Annotated in this window: 15 protein-coding genes; 2 read left to right on the top strand and 13 right to left on the bottom strand. The window is 69.9% G+C overall.

All coding sequences use genetic code 11. The annotated features are described in order from the left end of the window. Positions 1-37 precede the first annotated feature (37 nt). The 9 genes from glcF to AVKW3434_RS10165 all read right to left on the bottom strand — a co-directional run bounded on the left by glcF (position 38) and on the right by AVKW3434_RS10165 (position 9734). The gene (gene glcF, locus AVKW3434_RS10205) at positions 38-1297 is read right to left on the bottom strand and encodes a glycolate oxidase subunit GlcF (RefSeq protein WP_284405749.1); all 1260 of its coding nucleotides are present in this window, start codon (positions 1295-1297) and stop codon (positions 38-40) included. A 23-nt stretch (positions 1298-1320) separates the two neighbouring features. Then, on the bottom strand, positions 1321-2124 hold the full coding sequence (locus AVKW3434_RS10200) for a YoaK family protein (RefSeq protein WP_284394659.1): 804 nt from the start codon (positions 2122-2124) through the stop codon (positions 1321-1323). Positions 2125-2128: 4 nt separating this feature from the next. Beyond that, positions 2129-3253 carry a glycolate oxidase subunit GlcE gene (gene glcE / locus AVKW3434_RS10195; protein WP_284405748.1) on the bottom strand — a complete coding sequence of 375 codons (1125 nt, stop codon included), beginning with the start codon at positions 3251-3253 and terminating at the stop codon, positions 2129-2131. Positions 3254-3366: 113 nt separating this feature from the next. Beyond that, a complete protein-coding gene (locus AVKW3434_RS10190; RefSeq protein ID WP_284405782.1) occupies positions 3367-4338 on the bottom strand; it encodes an SMP-30/gluconolactonase/LRE family protein in 972 nt (323 codons plus the stop codon). Between the two features lie 210 nt (positions 4339-4548). Next, positions 4549-5985, bottom strand: coding sequence for an ammonium transporter (gene amt / locus AVKW3434_RS10185; RefSeq protein WP_284405747.1), 1437 nt, complete (start codon positions 5983-5985; stop codon positions 4549-4551). A gap of 46 nt (positions 5986-6031) precedes the next feature. After that, a complete protein-coding gene (gene glnK, locus AVKW3434_RS10180; RefSeq protein WP_092744562.1) occupies positions 6032-6370 on the bottom strand; it encodes a P-II family nitrogen regulator in 339 nt (112 codons plus the stop codon). Positions 6371-6412: 42 nt separating this feature from the next. Further along, on the bottom strand, positions 6413-7141 hold the full coding sequence (locus AVKW3434_RS10175) for a TorF family putative porin (protein WP_272565959.1): 729 nt from the start codon (positions 7139-7141) through the stop codon (positions 6413-6415). Positions 7142-7439: 298 nt separating this feature from the next. Beyond that, on the bottom strand, positions 7440-9053 hold the full coding sequence (locus tag AVKW3434_RS10170) for a SulP family inorganic anion transporter (RefSeq protein ID WP_284405746.1): 1614 nt from the start codon (positions 9051-9053) through the stop codon (positions 7440-7442). An 18-nt stretch (positions 9054-9071) separates the two neighbouring features. After that, entirely contained in the window at positions 9072-9734 is a 663-nt protein-coding gene (locus AVKW3434_RS10165; RefSeq protein WP_284405745.1) for a carbonic anhydrase, read from the bottom strand. A gap of 518 nt (positions 9735-10252) precedes the next feature. Between AVKW3434_RS10165 and AVKW3434_RS10160 the strand changes: the two genes are divergently transcribed. Further along, entirely contained in the window at positions 10253-11794 is a 1542-nt protein-coding gene (locus tag AVKW3434_RS10160) for a YifB family Mg chelatase-like AAA ATPase (protein ID WP_284405744.1), read from the top strand. Positions 11795-11802: 8 nt separating this feature from the next. Here AVKW3434_RS10160 and AVKW3434_RS10155 read toward each other — a convergent pair whose 3' ends face one another. Then, on the bottom strand, positions 11803-12609 hold the full coding sequence (locus AVKW3434_RS10155; RefSeq protein ID WP_284405743.1) for an SDR family NAD(P)-dependent oxidoreductase: 807 nt from the start codon (positions 12607-12609) through the stop codon (positions 11803-11805). 106 nt (positions 12610-12715) lie between these two features. On the opposite strand from AVKW3434_RS10155, the gene AVKW3434_RS10150 reads away from it, so the two are divergent. After that, on the top strand, positions 12716-13636 hold the full coding sequence (locus AVKW3434_RS10150) for a LysR family transcriptional regulator (protein WP_284405742.1): 921 nt from the start codon (positions 12716-12718) through the stop codon (positions 13634-13636). 7 nt (positions 13637-13643) lie between these two features. Here AVKW3434_RS10150 and AVKW3434_RS10145 read toward each other — a convergent pair whose 3' ends face one another. The 3 genes from AVKW3434_RS10145 to AVKW3434_RS10135 are packed head-to-tail and all read right to left on the bottom strand — an operon-like array spanning position 13644 to position 18955. Continuing rightward, entirely contained in the window at positions 13644-14291 is a 648-nt protein-coding gene (locus AVKW3434_RS10145; RefSeq protein WP_284405741.1) for a TetR family transcriptional regulator, read from the bottom strand. A gap of 40 nt (positions 14292-14331) precedes the next feature. Next, positions 14332-15786, bottom strand: coding sequence for an AdeC/AdeK/OprM family multidrug efflux complex outer membrane factor (adeC, locus tag AVKW3434_RS10140; protein WP_284405740.1), 1455 nt, complete (start codon positions 15784-15786; stop codon positions 14332-14334). A 1-nt stretch (position 15787) separates the two neighbouring features. Further along, positions 15788-18955 (bottom strand): efflux RND transporter permease subunit, encoded by a 3168-nt coding sequence (locus tag AVKW3434_RS10135; RefSeq protein ID WP_284405739.1) that lies wholly within the window; start codon positions 18953-18955, stop codon positions 15788-15790. Positions 18956-18963: the final 8 nt, after the last annotated feature.

The raw sequence follows: 18963 nt of genomic DNA, 5'->3' as shown, positions 1-18963 counted from the left end.
AAAACCCACCATCATGCCAGCCTCGGGGCCGGCGGGGTCAGCGCGCGGCGGGCGACAGCGCCTCGTCGAGCACTTCCACCCAGTGGCGCACCGGCAGCGGCGTGCCGCTTTGCAGGTGGGTGATGCAGCCGATGTTGGCCGACAGGATGGCCCCGGGCGGCGGCTCGCCGAACGCCTCGCCCAGCGCCGCGAGCTTGCGGTCGCGCAGCGGATAGGCCAGCTCCGGCTGCAGCACCGAGTAGGTGCCGGCCGAGCCGCAGCACAGGTGCGCCTCGGTGCGCGCCACCCGCACCCGAAAGCCCAGGGCGCTCAGGTGCGTCTCGACGCCGCCACGCAGCTTCTGGCCGTGCTGCAGGGTGCACGGCGCGTGGTAGGCGAACAGCGTGTCCGGCGGCACCACGCGGCCGCGCAGCGTGCCGGCCAGCCCGGCCAGCAGCTCGGGCAGCCACTCGGACAGGTCCTGCGTCAGCGCGCTGATGCGGGCGGCGCGCTCGGCATAGGCCGGGTCGTCCCGCAGCAGGTGGCCGTAGTCCTTGACGGTGACGCCGCAGCCCGAGGCATTCATGACGATGGCCTCGACACCGCCCTGCTCCACGAACGGCCACCACGCCTCGATGTTGGCGCGCATCTGCGCCTTGCCGCCCGCTTGGTCGTTCAGGTGGAACCGCACCGCGCCGCAGCAGCCGGCCTGCGGCGCGACGACGGTCTGGATGCCCGCCGCATCGAGCACGCGCGCCGTGGCGGCGTTGATGTTGGGCGCCATGGCGGGCTGCACGCAGCCGGCCAGCAGGAGCACCTTGCGCGCGTGCTCGCGCCCGGGCCACGCCCCGGCGTCGCGCGGCGCCGGCACCTTGGCGCGCAGGCCCTCGGGCAGCAGCCCGCGCACGGCCTGCCCCGCCTTCATGGCCGGGCCGAACCAGGGCGACGGCAGGCCCTCCTTGAGCGCCCAGCGCAGGGCGCGCTCGCCCAGCGGGCGCGGCACCTTCTCGTCCACGATCTTGCGGCCGATGTCCACCAGATGGCCGTACTGCACGCCGCTCGGGCAGGTGGTCTCGCAGTTGCGGCAGGTCAGGCAGCGGTCCAGGTGCAGCTGCGTCTTGCGCGTGGGCTGCTCGCCCTCCAGCACCTGCTTGATGAGGTAGATGCGTCCGCGCGGGCCGTCCAGCTCGTCGCCCAGCAGCTGGTAGGTGGGGCAGGTGGCGGTGCAAAAGCCGCAGTGCACGCACTTGCGCAGGATGGCTTCGGCCTCCTGCCCTTCGGGCGTGCCCTGGAATTCGGGGGCGAGCGTGGTTTGCATGGCGTGTCTCGGCGGTGGGGTGGTCAGGGGCCGGGGGGCTCGGCGTGCGGCGCGCGCTGGGCCAGCGCGCGGCGGGCGCGCCAGAGCCGGGCCAGGTGTTCGAAATCGGCCGCCAGCGGCGGCAGCGACAGGCCCAGCAGGATGGCGGCCAGCGGCACGACCCAGATGAAACCCACGTGCTTGAACCCGGCCGCGCCCACGATGCCGCCCACGGTGAACATGGCCAGCAGGCTGGCGAACAGCCGCAGCCGCGCCTGGTTGGCGTGCACCTGCGCCTCGGGCGGCGTGCCGTTGCGGTTCCAGTACAGCATCTTGCCGATCTCAATGCCCAGGTCGGTCGCCACGCCGGTCATGTGCGTGGTGCGGATCTGCGCCGAAGACATCTTGGTGACCACCGCGTTCTGCAGCCCCATCAAAAAGGCCAGCAGCAGCACGGTGAGCGGCACGGAAAACGGCGTGCGCCATTCCAGCGTGATGGCGCCCAGCAGCCCGAAGACCAGCAGCAGCACGGCCTCCAGCAGCAGCGGCAGCGCGAAGCCGCTGCGCAGCCGGTGGTGGCGCGCCCAGTTGACCAGGATGGCCGTGGTGCCCGCGCCCGACATGAAGGCCCACAGCGTGCCCACCGCGCCGAGCACCAGCGCCATGTTGCCCAGCACCAGGTTGTCGGCCACCATCGACAGGAACCCCGTCATGTGCGAGGTGTACCGGTGCACCACCAGAAAGCCGCCCGCGTTCACCGCCCCGGCGTTGAAGGCCAGCAGCAGGCCGAGCAGCCGGTTGGTGGACGGGGTCCGGTGCCGGCCGGTGAGGTGCCGCAGCAGCCGCATGGCGCTACCGCCCCGGGCCCATCCGGCCGAGGTTGAAGATGCCCGCCGGATCGAACGCCTGCTGCAGCCGGGCATGGATCTGTGCCAGCGTGCCGGGCAATACCGGATCGAAATGACCAGACGCCCTAGTACCGATTGCTTTGTTTGCTATAAAAAGAGAAGCATTCCCACCCACGGTCTGCGCCGCCTCGTGCAGCGCCGCGCCCGCTTCCGGCGGGGCCTGCACCCAGCGCAGGGCGCCGTGCCATTCGATCAGCGGCGCCGCCACACCGGCGGGCAGCGCCAGCATCGGGGCGGCGGCGGGCACCGACAGGCGCCAAAGGGCCAGGTCCGGTCGCTCGGCCCGGGCAGCGAACCACGGCAGGGTCTGCTCGCGGCAGGCCTGCCAGGCGGGCGCCGCGGCAGCGGTGTCCAGGCGCTCGCCCCCCATGCTGCGGCAGGCGGCCTCCACGGCGGCCACGGCCCCGCGCAGCCGTACCCACAGCGTGCCCGTGCCCCCGGGACCGCCTTCCCAGCGGCTGGCGTTCAGGGGCAGCGGCTGCCCGCCCCAGGCCTGCAGCCGGCGCAGCGCGTCTGCGGGGTTGGCATCGAAGCGCAGGGTGGCCTCGGCCGGCGGCACGGGCAGCACCTTCAGGCTGACCTCGGTGAGCACGCCCAGCGTGCCCCAGGCGCCCACCATGAGGCGCGAGACGTCGTAGCCCGCCACGTTCTTCATCACCTGGCCGCCGAAGCGCAGCAGCTCGGCCCGGCCGTTGACCAGCTCCAGCCCCAGCACGTAGTCGCGCACCGCGCCCACGCTGGCGCGCGCGGGCCCCGACAGCCCGGCGGCCACCATGCCGCCCACGGTCGCGCCCGGGCCGAAATGCGGCGGCTCGAAGGGCAGGCACTGGCCGTGGGCCGCCAGCGCGGCCTCCAGTTCGGCCAGCGGCGTGCCGGCGCGCACGGTGGCGACCAGCTCGCTCGGCTCGTGGTTCACGATGCCCGACAGGGCCGTGGTGTCCAGGCGCTCGCCCTGCAGCACGGCGCCGCCGTGGAAGTCCTTGGTGCCACCGCCGCAGATGCACACGGGGGCCTGGCGCTGGACGCTGTCGCGCACGCGGTCGATGATCTGGCGGAGGGCGGAGTCCATGGCGTGGATCGTACCGGCCCCCCTTCGCCAACGGGTGCCGACGGAGCTCGGCCGGCCGTGAATTTTTTGAACGCCGGGCGTGAATCCACCGTCCCGGCGCCGGGCCCTGGCACTCAGGCGAGGCCGGCGGGCAGCTGCCCCTCTTCGTACCAGTTCACCGGCCGCCCGGCCACCGGCAGGCGCTCGCCGGCGACCAGCAGGTGGCCCGAATGCGGCTCGCGCGCCAGTTCATCGGCCGGGCGCCCCTGGCGGGCCGAGGTGACGAACAGCGTGGCGCCCTCCGGCCCGTCGCCGCCCAGGCAGGGCATGGTGGGGCACTGCGCCGGCACCGGGAGGTCGGCCACGATCTCGCCGCCGGGCGACAGCCGCAGCACGCGGCCGCCCTCGTACATGGCGCACCAGTAGTGGCCTTCGGCATCCACCGCCGCGCCGTCGGGCCGGCCGCCGTAGCCCGGCTGGCCGGGCTTCCAGCCATCGGGCTTGGGCGCGAAGGCATGCAGCACGCGCGGCGCGCCCACGGGCTCGCCCGAGGCATCGCACGCCCAGGCCCGGATGGTGTGCGAGGGGGTATCGACCCAGTACAGCGTGCCGCCGTCCGGCGACCAGGCCAGGCCGTTGGCCGTGGCCACCCCGTCCAGCATCCGGCGCACGCGGGGCACCCCGTCGCCGCGCCCATCCACGCAGTACAGCGCGGCCACCGGCTGGCGGGGGCCCGCGGCGGGCTCGTGCATGGTGCCCACCCAGAAGCGGCCCAGCGCGTCGCACTTGCCGTCGTTGGCCCGCTCCGTGGCCGGATCGATCGGCAGCCGGGCCACCGGCACCAGGGGGCCGCCCCAGTCCTTGGCGCGGTAGAGGGTGTCGCGCAGGGCGATCACCAGGCCGCTGGGCTGGCCTGCGGTGCGCGCGGGCGCGATGCAGCCGGGCTCGGACGGCATGGCCCAGCGCTCGGCCCGGCCCGAGGCCGGGTGCAGCCGGCACAGCGCGCGGCCGGCGATGTCCACCCAGTAAAGGCGCGATTCGACGGGGTGCCAGAAAGGCGATTCGCCCAACTGGTCGGGCTGGGAAGTGGCGGGACGCCAGTCCATGGGCATGGGGGGAACTCCTGGGAAGGCGGTGGAAGGGGCCGGGCACGCCACCGCTGGCGCGCCGGTCTGCGGCTTCCATTATTCGCGGCCGGTGGCCGCGGGCCAAAAAAAAGGCCCACCTTGCGGCGGGCCCAATGTCCAGGAGGAATATCTCGCTTGTTGTCGCACCGCCGCGATGCCACCAGTCACCGCGGCAGGGATCTCAGCCAGTCAGCGGTTGTAGGCGGTTTCGCCGTGCGAAGTGATGTCCAGGCCTTCGCGCTCGGCTTCTTCCGGCACGCGCAGGCCCACCAGCAGGTCGGCGATCTTGTAGGCGATGAAGGCCACGACGCCGGACCACACGATGGTCACCAGCACGCTCTTGAGCTGAATCCAGACCTGTGCGCCCATGGCGAACGTGTCGGGGGTCAGGCCACCCGTGCCGCCCAGGCCTTGCGATGCGAACACGCCGGTCAGGATCGCACCGATGATGCCGCCCACGCCGTGCACGCCGAACACGTCGAACGCATCGTCGGCGCCCAGCATCTTCTTGAGGCCACCCACGCCCCAGAGGCAGACCACGCCGGCGATCAGGCCGAGCACGATGGAGCCCATGGGACCGACGAAACCGGCGGCCGGCGTGACGGCCACCAGGCCCGCCACGGCGCCCGATGCGGCGCCCAGCATGGAGGCCTTGCCCTTGTGCAGCGACTCGCCGGCCAGCCAGCTCAGCGTGGCGGCGGCCGTGGCCAGGACGGTGTTGATGAAGGCCAGGCCCGCAGCGCCGTTGGCGGCACCGGCGGAGCCGGCGTTGAAGCCGAACCAGCCCACCCACAGCAGCGAGGCACCAACCATCGTCAGCGTCAGGCTGTGGGGCGTGAGCGCTTCCTTGCCGAAGCCGATGCGCTTGCCCACCATGTAGGCGCCCACCAGGCCGGCGATCCCGGCGTTGATGTGCACCACGGTGCCGCCGGCGAAGTCGAGCGCGCCGTCCTTCGCCAAAAGGCCGCCGCCCCACACCATGTGCGCCATGGGGATGTAGCTGAAGGTGAACCACAGCACGCTGAAGATCAGCACGGCGGAGAACTTGATGCGTTCGGCGAACGAGCCCACGATCAGCGCCACGGTGATGGCCGCGAAGGTGCCCTGGAAGGCCACGAACACGTACTCGGGGATGGTCGGCAGCGCGCCCGAGAGCGTGTCCGGCGCGATGCCCTTGAGGAAGATCTTGTCGAAGCCGCCGAAGAACGTGCCTTCGCCGCCGAACGTGAGGGTGTAGCCGTACACGGCCCACAGCACGCTCATCAGCGAGAAGATCACGAACACCTGCACCAGCACCGACAGCATGTTCTTGGAGCGGGCCAGGCCGCCGTAGAACAGGGCCAGGCCCGGGATGGTCATGAGGATCACGAGCAGCGTGGAGGTCAGCATCCAGGCCGTGTCGCCCGAATCGAGCTTGGGCGTGGGGGCGGCGGCAGGTGCTGCGGCCGCGGCGGCTTCCGCCGGTGCGGGTGCGGCCGCCACTGGCGCAGGGGCTGCGGCCGCAGGGGCGGCGGCGGGCGCCGTGGCCGATGCGGGTTCGGATGCCGCGGGCGTCTGGGCCAGCACGGCGGTGCCGGAGGCCATCAGGCTCAACCCCAGCAGGAAGGAAGCAAGCAGTTTTTTCATGGCAGTTTCTCTTGGGTGTCTGGTGACAGGCGCGGGGGACCGGGCCTTACAGGGCTTCCTTGCCGGTCTCGCCGGTGCGGATGCGGACGACCTGCTCCAGGTGGCACACGAAGACCTTGCCGTCGCCGATCTTGCCGGTGCGCGCGGCCCCCTCGATGGCTTCGATGACGCGGTCCACCAGCTCGTCGGACACGGCCGCCTCGATCTTCACCTTGGGGAGGAAGTCCACCACGTATTCGGCGCCGCGGTACAGCTCCGTGTGGCCCTTCTGGCGGCCGAAGCCCTTGACCTCGGTCACCGTAATCCCTTGGACCCCGATGTCCGACAGGGCTTCGCGCACCTCGTCGAGCTTGAAGGGTTTGATGATGGCAGTCACCATTTTCATGTTGCTTTTCTCCATTGGAGGCACCCCTCGGCGCCCGTTGTCTTACAGGGTTTTCGTGAGCGCAACGATCAGGCGCGACTTGTTGACCGGGCCGAAGAAGGCCTTCTTGTTGGCGCCCACCACGGCGGCCGACAGGGACAGGCCCGAACCGAAGTCATAGGCACCGCCCACGCTGTAGTCCATGTAGTTGGGCACGCCCAGGTCCTTGATGTCGCTGGCGAAGCGCGTGAAGCCGACCGACGCCTTCAGCGTCGTCTTGGGGGCCACTTCCTGCGCGTAGGCCAGGTTCAGGTAACCGGTGTTGCGGCCCTTGTTGCTGGTCGTCTTGGCGGAGGCCCAGCCGAAGTAGTCCTTGGAGATGGTGTGCGAGTACTTCGCCGTCAGCGGGCCGTAGGTGGCCGCGCCGTAGAGTTCGGTGGTGTTGCCGACGGAATTGCCGGGGTACGCATAGGTCAGCGCGCCCAGGTCCAGGTCCACGTCGCCGGCCTTGAATTTGTAGCCGCCGTAGAAATCCATCTCGATGGAATTGCCCGGCAGCCAGTCCACGCTGGAGTTCCAGTTGCCCAGATACCAGCCGCTGTCGCCGAAGCTGTAGTCGAAGCCGCCCTGGATGGCGGGCTTGACGGCCTTGACCCGGCTGGCGTCCTGGTCCTGACCACGGAACTTGTAGTTGGTGGTCAGGCTGACGTTGCCCGTCAGTTGTGCGCTGGCCAGCAGAGGCAGGGCGGCAACGAGGGCGACGCTCAAGGACTTCATGGATACACGGGACATGGTTCCTCCGGGGGTGGCTGATTAGGGATGTCCACGCTCCAAGCATGGACCGTGCCATCTCCCTCGCACGGTGCCGTCCGGGCCTGGGCGCCGGTCTGGCAGGTATGCCGAAAGTGGTTACATGCTATGCGCCCGCGTTACTTTTTGCACCATTGCAGTGCCATCCAGGCCACGATTCGCCGCGATCGCACCGCCATGCACCGCCATGGGGACAGGGCGGCGGGACACACTGCGTTGGTGCATCCCGCCGCCCCTCCGGGGCCGATCGCGCCGTTTTGGGGGGGAAGCGCTCCCGCCCTCAGCGTGCCGAACGGGCCTTGAGCCACTGCGCCGGAGGCTCGTCCGGCGGGGCGGGGGGCGCCGCCTGCGGCATGGAGCGCAGTTCGACCTGGATGCCGCGCTCCTGCGCATGGGCCATGAAATCATCCAGCGCTTCGCGGATGTCGCGGTCCATGAAGCCGCAGTTGCAGCCGTCGATGACCAGCGAATGCCCCGGCTCCACCCGGTTCAGGTGGTTGCGCAGCGTGGCCTTGCTGAAGAACGAGACATCCTTGCTGAGCCGGATCAGATGGACGTTGCCCTCGGAGATCATCGTCAGCGCGCCGCGCGTGTTCGCCTGGATCAGGAAGAGCATGCTGCAGGCCAGTCCGATGAGGATGCCGATGAGCAGGTCGGTCGCCAGGATCGCGCCCACCGTCACCGCGAACGGCACGAACGCCGACCAGCCCTCGCGCCAGACCGCCGCGATCATGGCCGGCTTGGCCAGCTTGAAGCCGGTGTGAAGCAGCACGGCGGCCAGCGCGGCCAGCGGCACCCACTGCAGGAACTCCGACAGGAACAGCACGCTCGCCAGTAGCAGCACGCCATGGAACACCGCCGACAGCCGGGTGCGCGCACCGGACTGGATGTTGGCCGAGGTGCGCACGATCACCGCCGTGATCGGCAGCCCCCCCAGCAGGCCGGCCAGCATGTTGCCTACCCCTTGCGCCTGCAGCTCCCGGTTGGGCGGCGCCACGCGCTTGAGGGGATCGAGCCGGTCTGCCGCCTCCAGGCTCAGCAGGGTTTCCAGGCTGGCCACGACGGCGAGGGTGAAGGCGATGGTGTAGACCTCCGGCCGCGCCAGCGCCGACCAGTCGGGCGAGGCGAGCTGAGACCATAGCGCGGCCAGGCCGTCGCCTTCGGGCAGGGCCACGCGCTGGTGGTCGGGCAGCGCGACGGACGGCTCGGTGGCCATGGCCACGGCCTGGTACCCGATGCCCCAGAGCACCGCCAGCAGCGGTCCGGGCAGCCGGCCGATCAGCGGCAGGCGCTTGGCCCAGGGGGAATCCCAGGCAAACAGGATGGCCAGCGCACCGGCGGCGATGATCACCGCACTGCCGGTGACGGCGCCGACCAGTCGGCCCAGGTCGTCGAAGCCGTCGATCGTGCGGGGCACCAGGCGCATGGCCTGCTCGCCCGACACGAAGCCGAACGCCACCGGAAGCTGCTTGAGGATGAGGATCAGCCCGATGGCGGCCAGCATCCCCTTGATGACGGGCGAGGGAAAGCAGGCGCCGAGATCGCCGGCCTGCAGGCGGCCGAACAGCCACTGCAGCGCGCCCGCCACCATCACGGCCACGAGGAACGCCTCGAAGCTCCCCAGCTTGGCGATCGCATCGACGACGATCACGACCAGGCCGGCCGCCGGCCCGCTCACGCTGAGCTGGGAGCCCGACAGCCAGGCCACGACCAGCCCGCCCACGATGCCGGAGACAAGCCCCGCCATCAGCGGCACGCCGCTGGCCAATGCGATGCCCAGGCACAAGGGCAAGGCCACGAGGAAGACGACGACGCCCGCTGGCACGTCGCTGCGCCAGTGGGCCAAAAGACCGGCGGCCGACGCGCCGTCCGGGTTGCGAAGGGTGGTTTGCATGGTGCGCACTCCTTCGGGTCAGGCCGCCGCGGCCAGCTGGATGCTGCTGGCATCGAGGTCCAGCACCTGGCGCAGGCGCCCGTCCCGCAAGGCGTAGACCCAGCCCAGCAGCTGCAGGGACTGTCCCCGCTGCCAGGCGCGCTGCACCTGGGGCGTGGCCGCCAGCGTGTGCACCTGATCGGCCACGTTCAGCTCCACGAAGCGGCCCACCCGGGCGGCGACTTCATCGGCATCGTCCGGGTCGGGAACGGTCTGGCCGTCGATCTCGCCCGCACGGCGGCGGTACAGGGCCCGCAGCGGGCGAAGGTGCTCGGCCAGGTAGTCGCCGCGCGCCGGCACCGCGCTTTCGGCCGGCATCAGGGCGGCCCGGACGCCGCCGCACCCTTCATGGCCGCAGACGATCACGTACCGCACCTGGAGCACGTCGAGGGCGTATTGCAGCGCGCTCATGATGTTGGGATCGTCCGGACGGACCAGGTTCGCCACGCTGCGGTGCACAAACAACTCGCCCGGCAAGGCATTGGTGATGCTTTCGGCGGGCACGCGGCTGTCGGCGCACCCGATCCAGAAGACGCGCGGCTGCTGGCCGGCCACCAGGTTTTCGAAGAATGCCGGGTCGCGTGACGTCATTTCGTCAGCCCAGGCACGGTTTTGAAGCATGAGTCGCGTGGTCAGGTCCATGGAAAACTCCGTGTTGTTGATTCGATGTTGCAGTGCAGCACGGTATTAGGCTAGATCAAAAACCACTGCCATTTTTAATATGGGGTTTTTATGTTTCATTTGCTTGCGTGTGATTCGATCAATGGCCTCCACGCCACGCTGGTTTTCCACACAACATAAGGAAATTTTATTTAACGCATCGAGTGAAAATAATATTCGCAGCGAATAAAGTACGGAGTTGTACATTATTAAACCGCTGTTTATCTTTTCGGGTCCGACCTTTTCATGTAATTAATCTCCGGCTTTGCCGGTCCTGATTAACCCCGGCAAACAAAGGCATTCAAAACAGGACCGCAACGGCGGCGCGCGGCGGCCGACCGATGGCGCGATCCCGCGCCCCGGCGCGGCCAGCCTGGGCGCCCTCTGCACTGGTTCTCAACCGCTGCCGTGCCGGGAGGGCCGCGATTGCCGATATCCTCGCCCTTCGAAATTCAGGCGCTGGCGAACAGCCGGCTTTCCAACGAGGGAGAAAATCAACCATGGGTCTTGCTTTGGTGCAGAGCCGGGCATTGCTGGGACTGCAGGCCCCGTGCGTGACGGTCGAAGTGCATCTGGCCAACGGATTGCCCAGCTTCACGCTGGTCGGTCTGGCGGATGTGGAAGTGAAGGAGGCGCGGGAACGCGTGCGCTCGGCACTGCAGAATGCCGGGCTGGAGTTTCCGCACAACCAGAAAATCACGGTCAATCTCGCTCCGGCCGATCTGCCCAAGGACTCCGGCCGGTTCGATCTGCCGATTGCGCTGGGCATTCTGGCGGCCAGCGGGCAGATCGACAGCGCGCGCCTGGCAGGCCACGAGTTCGCGGGGGAGCTGTCGCTGTCCGGCGAGCTGCGCCCCGTGCGCGGCGCGCTCGCCACCAGCCTGGCCCTGCGTTCGGCCGGCGTGGCCGTGCGCATGGTGCTGCCGCCCGGTAGCGCGGAGGAAGCCGCCCTGGTGCCCGGCACCGAGGTGTACCGGGCGCGCCACCTGCTCGACGTGGTGCAGCACTTTCTGCCCGTCTCCGCCCATGCGCCCGCCGAGCCGGCCGGCGAGGGGTTCGTGCGGCTGCAGGCGTCACCGCTGCAATCGGCTGCGCCGCAGGCGGATCTGGCCGACGTGAAGGGCCAGGCCGCCGCCAAGCGGGCGCTGGAGATCGCCGCTGCGGGCGGCCACGGTCTGCTGCTGGTCGGCCCCCCGGGGTCGGGCAAATCGATGCTGGCGCACCGCTTTGCCGGGCTGCTGCCTCCGATGACGGTGGACGAGGCGCTGGAGAGCGCGGCCATCGCCAGTCTGGCAGGACGCTTCGGCCCGGAAAGATGGGGCAACAGAAATACGAGCGCTCCGCACCACACCTGCAGCGCGATTGCACTGGTCGGTGGCGGCTCACCCCCACGGCCCGGCGAGATCTCGCTCGCCCACCATGGCGTCCTTTTTCTCGATGAATTTCCGGAGTACGCCCGCAGTGCGCTGGAAGCCCTGCGCGAGCCGCTGGAGACCGGCCGCATCACCATCGCCCGTGCGGCACAGCGGGCCGAATACCCTGCCCGCTTCCAGCTGGTGGCCGCGATGAACCCCTGCCCTTGCGGCTTTCTCGGCTCCGGCCAGCGCACCTGCCGCTGCACGCCCGACCAGGTGGCACGCTACCAGGGCAAGCTCAGCGGCCCGCTGCTGGACCGCATCGATCTGCATGTGGAAGTGCCCGCGCTGCCCCCGGGCGAGCTGCTGCAGGCCCCGCCCGGCGAGGCCACGGCGGCGGTGCGCGAGCGCGTGGTGCAGGCCCGGCAACGGGCCATCGACCGCCAGGGCCTGCCCAACCAGGCCCTGCAGGGCCAGCAGATCGACACCCACCTGGCGCTGGACGATGCGGCCGCGCGCTTTCTGCAGGCCGCCGCGACCCGGCTGGCCTGGTCGGCCCGCAGCACGCACCGCGCGCTGAAGGTGGCCCGCACGATCGCGGACCTGGCGGGCAGCGCGGCCATCGCCCCGGCGCACGTGGCCGAGGCCGTGCAGTACCGGCGGGTGCTGCACCGCGGCGCGGCTTGAACTGAGGCTTACAGGAACATGCCGCCGGACGCCTCGATGCGCTGCGCGTTGACCCAGCGGCTGCCGGGCAGCAGCAGCGAGGCGATCACGCCGCCGATGTCGTCCGGCTGGCCGACCCGGCCCAGCGCGGTCTGGGACGCGATGAAGGCGTTCATCTGCGCGTTGTCGCGCACCGCTCCGCCGCCGAAGTCCGTCTCGATGGCACCCGGGGCGACCACGTTCACGGCGATGCCGCGCGGGCCCAGCTCCTTGGCCAGATAGCGGGTCAGCACCTCCACGGCGCCCTTCATGGCCGCATAGGCGGCGAACCCCGGCAGCGCGAAGCGGGCCAGGCCGGTGGACACATTGACGATGCGCCCCCCGTCGTTCATGAGCGGCAACAGCTTTTGCGTGAGGAAGAACACGCCCTTGAAATGGATGTCGACGAGCTGGTCGAACTGCGCCTCGGTCGTCTCCATGAAGCCGGCATGGATGCCGATGCCCGCGTTGTTCACCAGGAAGTCGAAGCGCTCGCGTTGCCAGCGGCCCGACAGCACCTCGCGCACCTGGGCGGCGAACGCGGCGAAGCCGGCGCTCTGCGAGACGTCGAGCGGCAGGGCCACGGCGCGCCGGCCCAGGCGTTCGATCTCGGCCACGGCGGCCTCGGCTTCGGCCGCCTGGCTGCGGTAGGTCAGGATCACGTCGATGCCCTGCCGGGCGATGTGCAGCGCGGCATTGCGGCCCAGGCCCCGGCTGCCGCCGGTGACCAAGGCGATGGGCGCGCCGGCTTCCGGCGAGGACGCGGTGGAGGATGGGGAGGGAAGAGCAACGGTCATGGCAGGCCTTTCAGTGGGATGGCAACGGAATGCTTGGCAGTCTATTGAGCAGGCACCCTCCCATAAATCGGCAAAAATTGATCAGTTTGTTCACCCCAGAAAGACAATGAACCCCCTCGACCGCATGCTGGTGTTCGTCCGCGTGGCGGAGCTGTCCAGCTTCACCCAGGCCGCCGATGCGCTCGGCATCCCGAAAGCCGCCGCGTCGGTGGCGGTTCAGCAGCTCGAAAGCCAGCTCGGCACCCGGTTGCTGCACCGGACCACGCGGCGGGTGCAACTCACGCAGGACGGCCAGGCCTACTACGAGCGCTGCAAGGACCTGCTGGCCGATGTGGACGAGCTGCAGTCCATGTTCCAGCAGCCCGGGGGCGAAGCGCTGCGGGGGCGGGTGCGCATCGACATGTCCACCGGCATCGCGCGCCGCGTGGTTATGCCGCAATTGCCCGAACTGCTGCAGCGCCACCCGCGCCTGGAGATCGAGATCAGCAGCACAGACCGCCGCGTGGACCTGGTGCGCGAGGGCTTCGATTGCGTGGTGCGCGTGGGCACCGTGTCGGAGCCGGGCCTGGTGGCGCGGCCGCTCGGGCAGTTGCGCATGGTCAATTGCGCCAGCCCGGGCTACTTGGCGCGGGCCGGGCAGCCGCAATCCGTGCAGGACCTGGCGCACCACCACCTGATCCACTACGTCACCACGCTGGGCGCCAAGTCCGGCGGGTTCGAGTACCTGCATGAGGGCGAAACCGTGCGCCAGCCGATGGCCGGCCCCATCACCGTCAACGGGGCCGAGGCATACCAGGCCGCCTGCCTGGCGGGGCTGGGCATCGTGCAGGCGCCGCTGATCGGGGTGCATGCGCACCTGGAGCGCGGCACGCTGGTGCAGGTGCTGCCCGGCCACCCGGCCCCGCCGATGGCCTTGACCCTGCTCTACGCCCACCGCCGCCACCTGCCCCGCCGCGTGCGTGTGGTGATGGACTGGATGGCGCAGGTGATCGAGGCGCACGTGGCGCGCATCGATGCGTTTGCCTGAGCCCGCGTCAGGGGCTGGGGGCGAGGGCAGCGCGCGGCCTGCCCGGCGCCATGCCGTCCATCAGAAACCCAAGGCAGGCGTCCACATGCCGCCGGTACCCGGCCGGATCGGTCTCCTCCACCGGCTCGGCCAGCACGCTGCGCCCGACCGCATGCAGGCAGCGCGCCGCCAGGGCCGGCTCCAGGCCCTCGCGCAAGTGGCCCCGGCGCGCCGCCACGGCCAGCGCGGACTCCAGGTGGCGAACGGCCGCCGCCTGGGCCACCGCCGCGCGCGGTCGCAGGCCCTCCCACCCCTCTGCCTCACCGGCTTCGCGCAGCACCCATTGCACCAGCGGCCATTGCACCGGGTCTTCACGGCACTCGCCGATCTGGTGGGCCAGGCAGCGGTGCAGGAGCGACAGGGGCTGCGCCGCGCTCTGGTAGGCATCGAGGCGGGCACCGATGTCCAGCGGCCACCGCAGCCGGCCGAGCAGCTCCTGCAGCAGCGCGGTCTTGTCCGCGAAGTGCCAGTAGATCGCGCCGCGGGACACCCCCGCCTGCCGCGCCACCTCGCCCAGCCCGGCGCCTTGCACCCCATGCCGGGCGAAGGCCTGCAACGCCGCGCTGACGATGCGCGCCCGCGTCAGCTCCGCTTCGGTCTTGGTGTGCTTGGCCACGGTGGCAGGCGCTCAGGCCCCGTCAGGTGCTCGGCCGGCATCAGGGTTTCGCGGTGCCGACGGCGGCCACCGGCGTTCCGGTCGACTCCACCCACCCGCCGCCGAGCGTCTTGTAGAGCGTGACGAGGTTGGTGTAGCGCGACAGCCGCGTGCCGATCAGGTTCTGCTGCGCGGTGTAGAGCGAGCGCTGCGAGTCCAGCACGGTCAGGTAGCTGTCCACGCCACGCTTGAAGCGCGCGTCCGACAGGCGGTAGCTGTCGGCCGTGGCGTCCACCAGCGACTGCTGGGCCTCCAACTGGCGGCCCAGCGTGCTGCGCTGGGCCAGCGCATCGGACACCTCGCGAAACGCGGTCTGGATCGCCTTCTCGTACTGCGCCACGTCGATGTCGCGGTCGGTCCGGGCGATGTCCAGATTGGCCTGGTTGGCGCCGCCGTCGAAGATCGGCAGCGAGATCTGCGGCGCGAACGTCCAGCTGCCCGAGCCGCCCTTGAACAAGCCCGACAGGTCCGCGCTGGAGGTACCGGCCGACGCTGTCAGGCTGATGCGCGGGTAGAAGGCGGCGCGGGCCGCACCGATGCTGGCGTTGGCGGCCCGCAAGGTGCGCTCGGCCTGCAGGATGTCCGGGCGGCGCTGCAGCAGGTCCGATGGCAACCCGGGCGGAACCTGGGCCAGCGGGTTCGATGCGGCGCTGGCATCGCTGGGCAGGGCCTGCGGCAGCCACTCGGGCGGCACGTCGGCGCCCACCAGCAGCACCAGGGCATTGCGGTCCTGCGCCACCTGGGCGGTGTAGCGCTCCACATCCACCCGGGCCGAATCCACGCTGGTCTGCGCCTGCCGCAGCGTGAGGGCCGAGGCCACGCCCAGGTCGAAGCTGCGCTGGTTGAGGGCGAAGGCATTGCTCTGGTTGGCGAGCGTGTCCTGCGCCAGGCGCAGCCGGTCCTGGTCGGCCGCCAGCGTGAGGTAGGCCGACGCCACTTCGGACACCAGGCTGATGTGCGTGCTGCGGCGGGCCTCCGCCGTGGCGAAGAACTGCTCCAGCGCCTGCGCATTCAGGCTGCGCACGCGGCCGAACAGGTCCAGCTCGTAGGCGCTGAAGCCCACGGTGGCGCTGTAGCTGTGGGCCACCACGGGCCGGCCCGCACCGGACAGGTCTGCCGGCGTGCGGCTGCCGCTGCCGCCGCCGCTGGCGTTGACGGTCGGGAACAGCGCCGCGTCCTGCACGCGGTACTGCGCACGCGCCCGCTCGATGTTGAGCGCCGCCACGCGCAGGTCGCGGTTGTTGGCGATGGCCATCTCGATCACGCGCTGCAGCGAGGGGTCGGTGAACACGTCGCGCCAGCCGATGTCGGCCACCGGCACCGCGGCGGGCGTGCCGGCATCGCCGGCGAAGGTGGAGGCCACGGGGGCCGCAGGCTGCACATAGGCCGGCATCAGGCTGCAGCCAGCCAGGGATGCGGCGGCCAGGGCCAGGGGAGCGAAGAGGAAGCGGGACATGTCAGGCACCTTCCGAAGCAGGGTGTGGCAGCGCGCCGTGCGCGGCCTGGGCGTTCGGGGCGGCCGGCTTGCGCCGGAACAGGCCCACGATCAACACGAAGAACAGCGGCACGAAGAAGATCGCGAGGACGGTTCCGGACAGCATGCCGCCGATCACGGCCGTGCCCAGCGCATGCTGCGCGCCCGCCCCGGCGCCACTGCCCAGCACCAGCGGCAGCACCCCCAGGATGAACGCCAGCGATGTCATCAGGATGGGGCGAAGGCGCATGCGCACCGCCTCCATGGCCGACTCGACCAGGCCTTTGCCGCCCTCGTACAGCTCCTTGGCGAACTCCACGATCAGGATGGCGTTCTTGGAGGCCAGCCCGATGGTGGTGAGCAGGCCCACCTGGAAGTACACGTCGTTCATCTTCCAGGTCAGCATGGCCCCGAGCAGCGCGCCGAACACGCCCAGCGGCACCACGAGGATCACCGAGAACGGGATCGCCCAGCTTTCATAGAGCGCGGCCAGGCACAGGAACACGATCAGGATCGACAGCGCATAGAGCAGGCCGGTCTGGCCGGTCGAGGCCTTCTCCTGGCGCGACAGCCCGGTCCACTCGAAGCCGATGCCGGGCGGAAGCTTGGCCACCGCTGCCTCGACGATCGCCAGCGCCTCGCCGCTCGATGCCGCGCCCGGCATCGCCATGCCCAGGATTTCCATGGAGGGTACACCGTTGTAGCGCTCCAGCCGCGGCGAACCCGATGTCCAGCTGGCCTTGGCGAACGAGGTGAAGGGCACCATCGTGCCGGCGCTGTTGCGCACGTACCAGCGGTCGATGTCCTCGGGCAGCATGCGAAACGGTGCGTCGGCCTGCAGCATCACCTTCTTCACGCGCCCCTTGTCGATGAAATCGTTGACATAGCTGCTGCCCCAGGCGGCCGAGAACGTGTTGTTGATGTCGGCCATCGACAGCCCCAGCGCCCCGGCCTTGTGCGGATCGATCTCCAGGCGGAACTCCGGCGTGTCCTCCAGTCCGTTGGGGCGCACCGCCACCAGGCGTGGGTCCCTGGACAGCTCGCCCAGCAGCTGGTTGCGCGCCTGCATCAGCGCGGCATGGCCCAGATTGGCGCGGTCCTGCAGCATCAGGTCGAACCCGGTGGCGTTGCCCAGTTCGGACACGGCAGGCGGCGCGAAGGCGAACACCTGCGCATCGCGGATCGTCGCGAAGAACGCACCGGCCTTTTGCGAAACGCCCGACACGCTCAGCGCCTCGCCCTTGCGCTCGTCCCAGGGCTTGAGCTTGACGAAGGCGAACCCCGTGTTCTGGCCGCTGCCGGCAAAGCTGAAGCCGGACACCGAGAACACGCCCGCCACCGCATCCTTCTGGTCCTCCAGGAAATGCTTCTCCACCTGGTGGATGACCTCTTCGGTGCGCGCGTTGGCGGCACCGGGCGGCAGTTGCACCAGCACGAACATCGTGCCCTGGTCCTCGTCGGGCAGGAAGCCCACGGGCAGCTTCATGAAACCGAACACCACCGCCGCCAGCAGCACCGCATACAGCGCCATGTAGCGCCAGCCCTTGCCGAGCATGTGCCGCACGATGCCCTGGTAGCCGCGGTTGCCGCGATCGAAGGCACGGTTGAACGCGCCGAAGAAGCCGGTCGTCGCCATGGCGTGGCCCTTGGGCACCGGCTTGAGCAGCGTGGCGCACAGGGCGGGCGTCAGCACCATCGCCACCAGCACCGAGAGCGTCATCGCCGAGACGATGGTGATGGAAAACTGGCGGTAGATGACCCCGGTCGAACCGCTGAAGAACGCCATGGGCACGAACACTGCGGCCAGCACCAGGGCCACGCCGACGAGCGCTCCGGTGATCTGGCCCATCGATTTGCGCGTGGCCTCTTTGGGCGACAGTCCTTCCTCGGTCATCACCCGCTCGACGTTTTCCACCACCACGATGGCATCGTCCACCAGCAGCCCGATGGCCAACACCATCGCGAACATGGTCAGCGTGTTGATCGTGAAGCCGAACGCCGCGAGCACGCCGAAAGTGCCCAGCAGCACCACGGGCACCGCAATGGTGGGGATCAGCGTGGCGCGGAAGTTCTGCAGGAACAGGTACATCACCAGGAACACCAGCACCACGGCCTCGACCAGGGTCCGCACCACCTCCTCAATGGAGATGCGCACGAACGGCGTGGTGTCATAAGGTTTTTGCACCTTCATGCCGGGAGGGAAGAACTTCTGCAGTTCGTCCACCCGCGCGTCAATCGCGCGGACCGTGTCGAGGGCATTGGCGCCGGTGGCCAGCTTGATCGCCAGGCCCGCGGCCGGCTTGCCGTTGTAGCGGCCGACGGTGCTGTAGTTTTCGCTGCCCAGCTCGATGCGCGCCACATCGCGCAGCCGCACCTGCGAGCCGTTGGTCAGGGTGCGCAGCAGGATCTCCTCGAACTCCGGCGCCGTCTTCATGCGCGTCTGCGCGGTGATGGTGGCGTTGATCTGCTGGTTGCCGGCCGCGGGCAGTGCGCCCAGCTGGCCGGCCGAGACCTGCGCGTTCTGCGCCTGGATGGCCGTCTTCACATCGAGCGGCGTGAGACCGAAGTTGGCCAGCTTGTCCGGATCGAGCCAGACCCGCATGGCGTACTGCGAGCCGAACAGGGTGGTGTCGCCCACGCCTTCCACGCGGCTGATCGCGTCCTGCACGTTGGCGGCCACGTAGTCCGACAGGTCGGAGCCGTTCATGCTGCCGTCTTCGGAGGTGAAGGCCAGCACGTTCAGGAAGTTGGTGGCCGACTTGGTGACCGTGACGCCCTGCTGCTGCACCTCTTGCGGCAGCAGCGGCGTGGCCAGCGACAGCTTGTTCTGCACCTGCACCTGGGCGGTATCGGGGTCGGTGCCGTTGTCGAACGTGAGCGTGATGGTGACCTGGCCGGACGACTCGCTGGTCGAGGCCATGTAGCTGAGCCGGTCCAGCCCCTTCATCTTCTGCTCGATGACCTGGGTGACGGTGTCCTCCAGCGTCTTGGCGGAGGCGCCGGGGTAGTTGGCCGTGATCGCCACGGCGGGCGGCGCGATGCTGGGGTACTGCGCGATCGGCAGGGTGAAGATCGATAGGGCGCCGGCCAGCATCACGATGATGGCCAGGACCCACGCGAAGATGGGGCGGTCGATGAAAAAGCGTGCCATGGGGTTCT

It is taken from the genome of Acidovorax sp. SUPP3434 (genome assembly GCF_030159015.1).
GTDB lineage: Bacteria > Pseudomonadota > Gammaproteobacteria > Burkholderiales > Burkholderiaceae_C > Paracidovorax.
The sequence above is the reverse complement of the archived record's forward strand: the minus strand, read 5'-3'. Positions and strand labels throughout refer to the sequence as shown.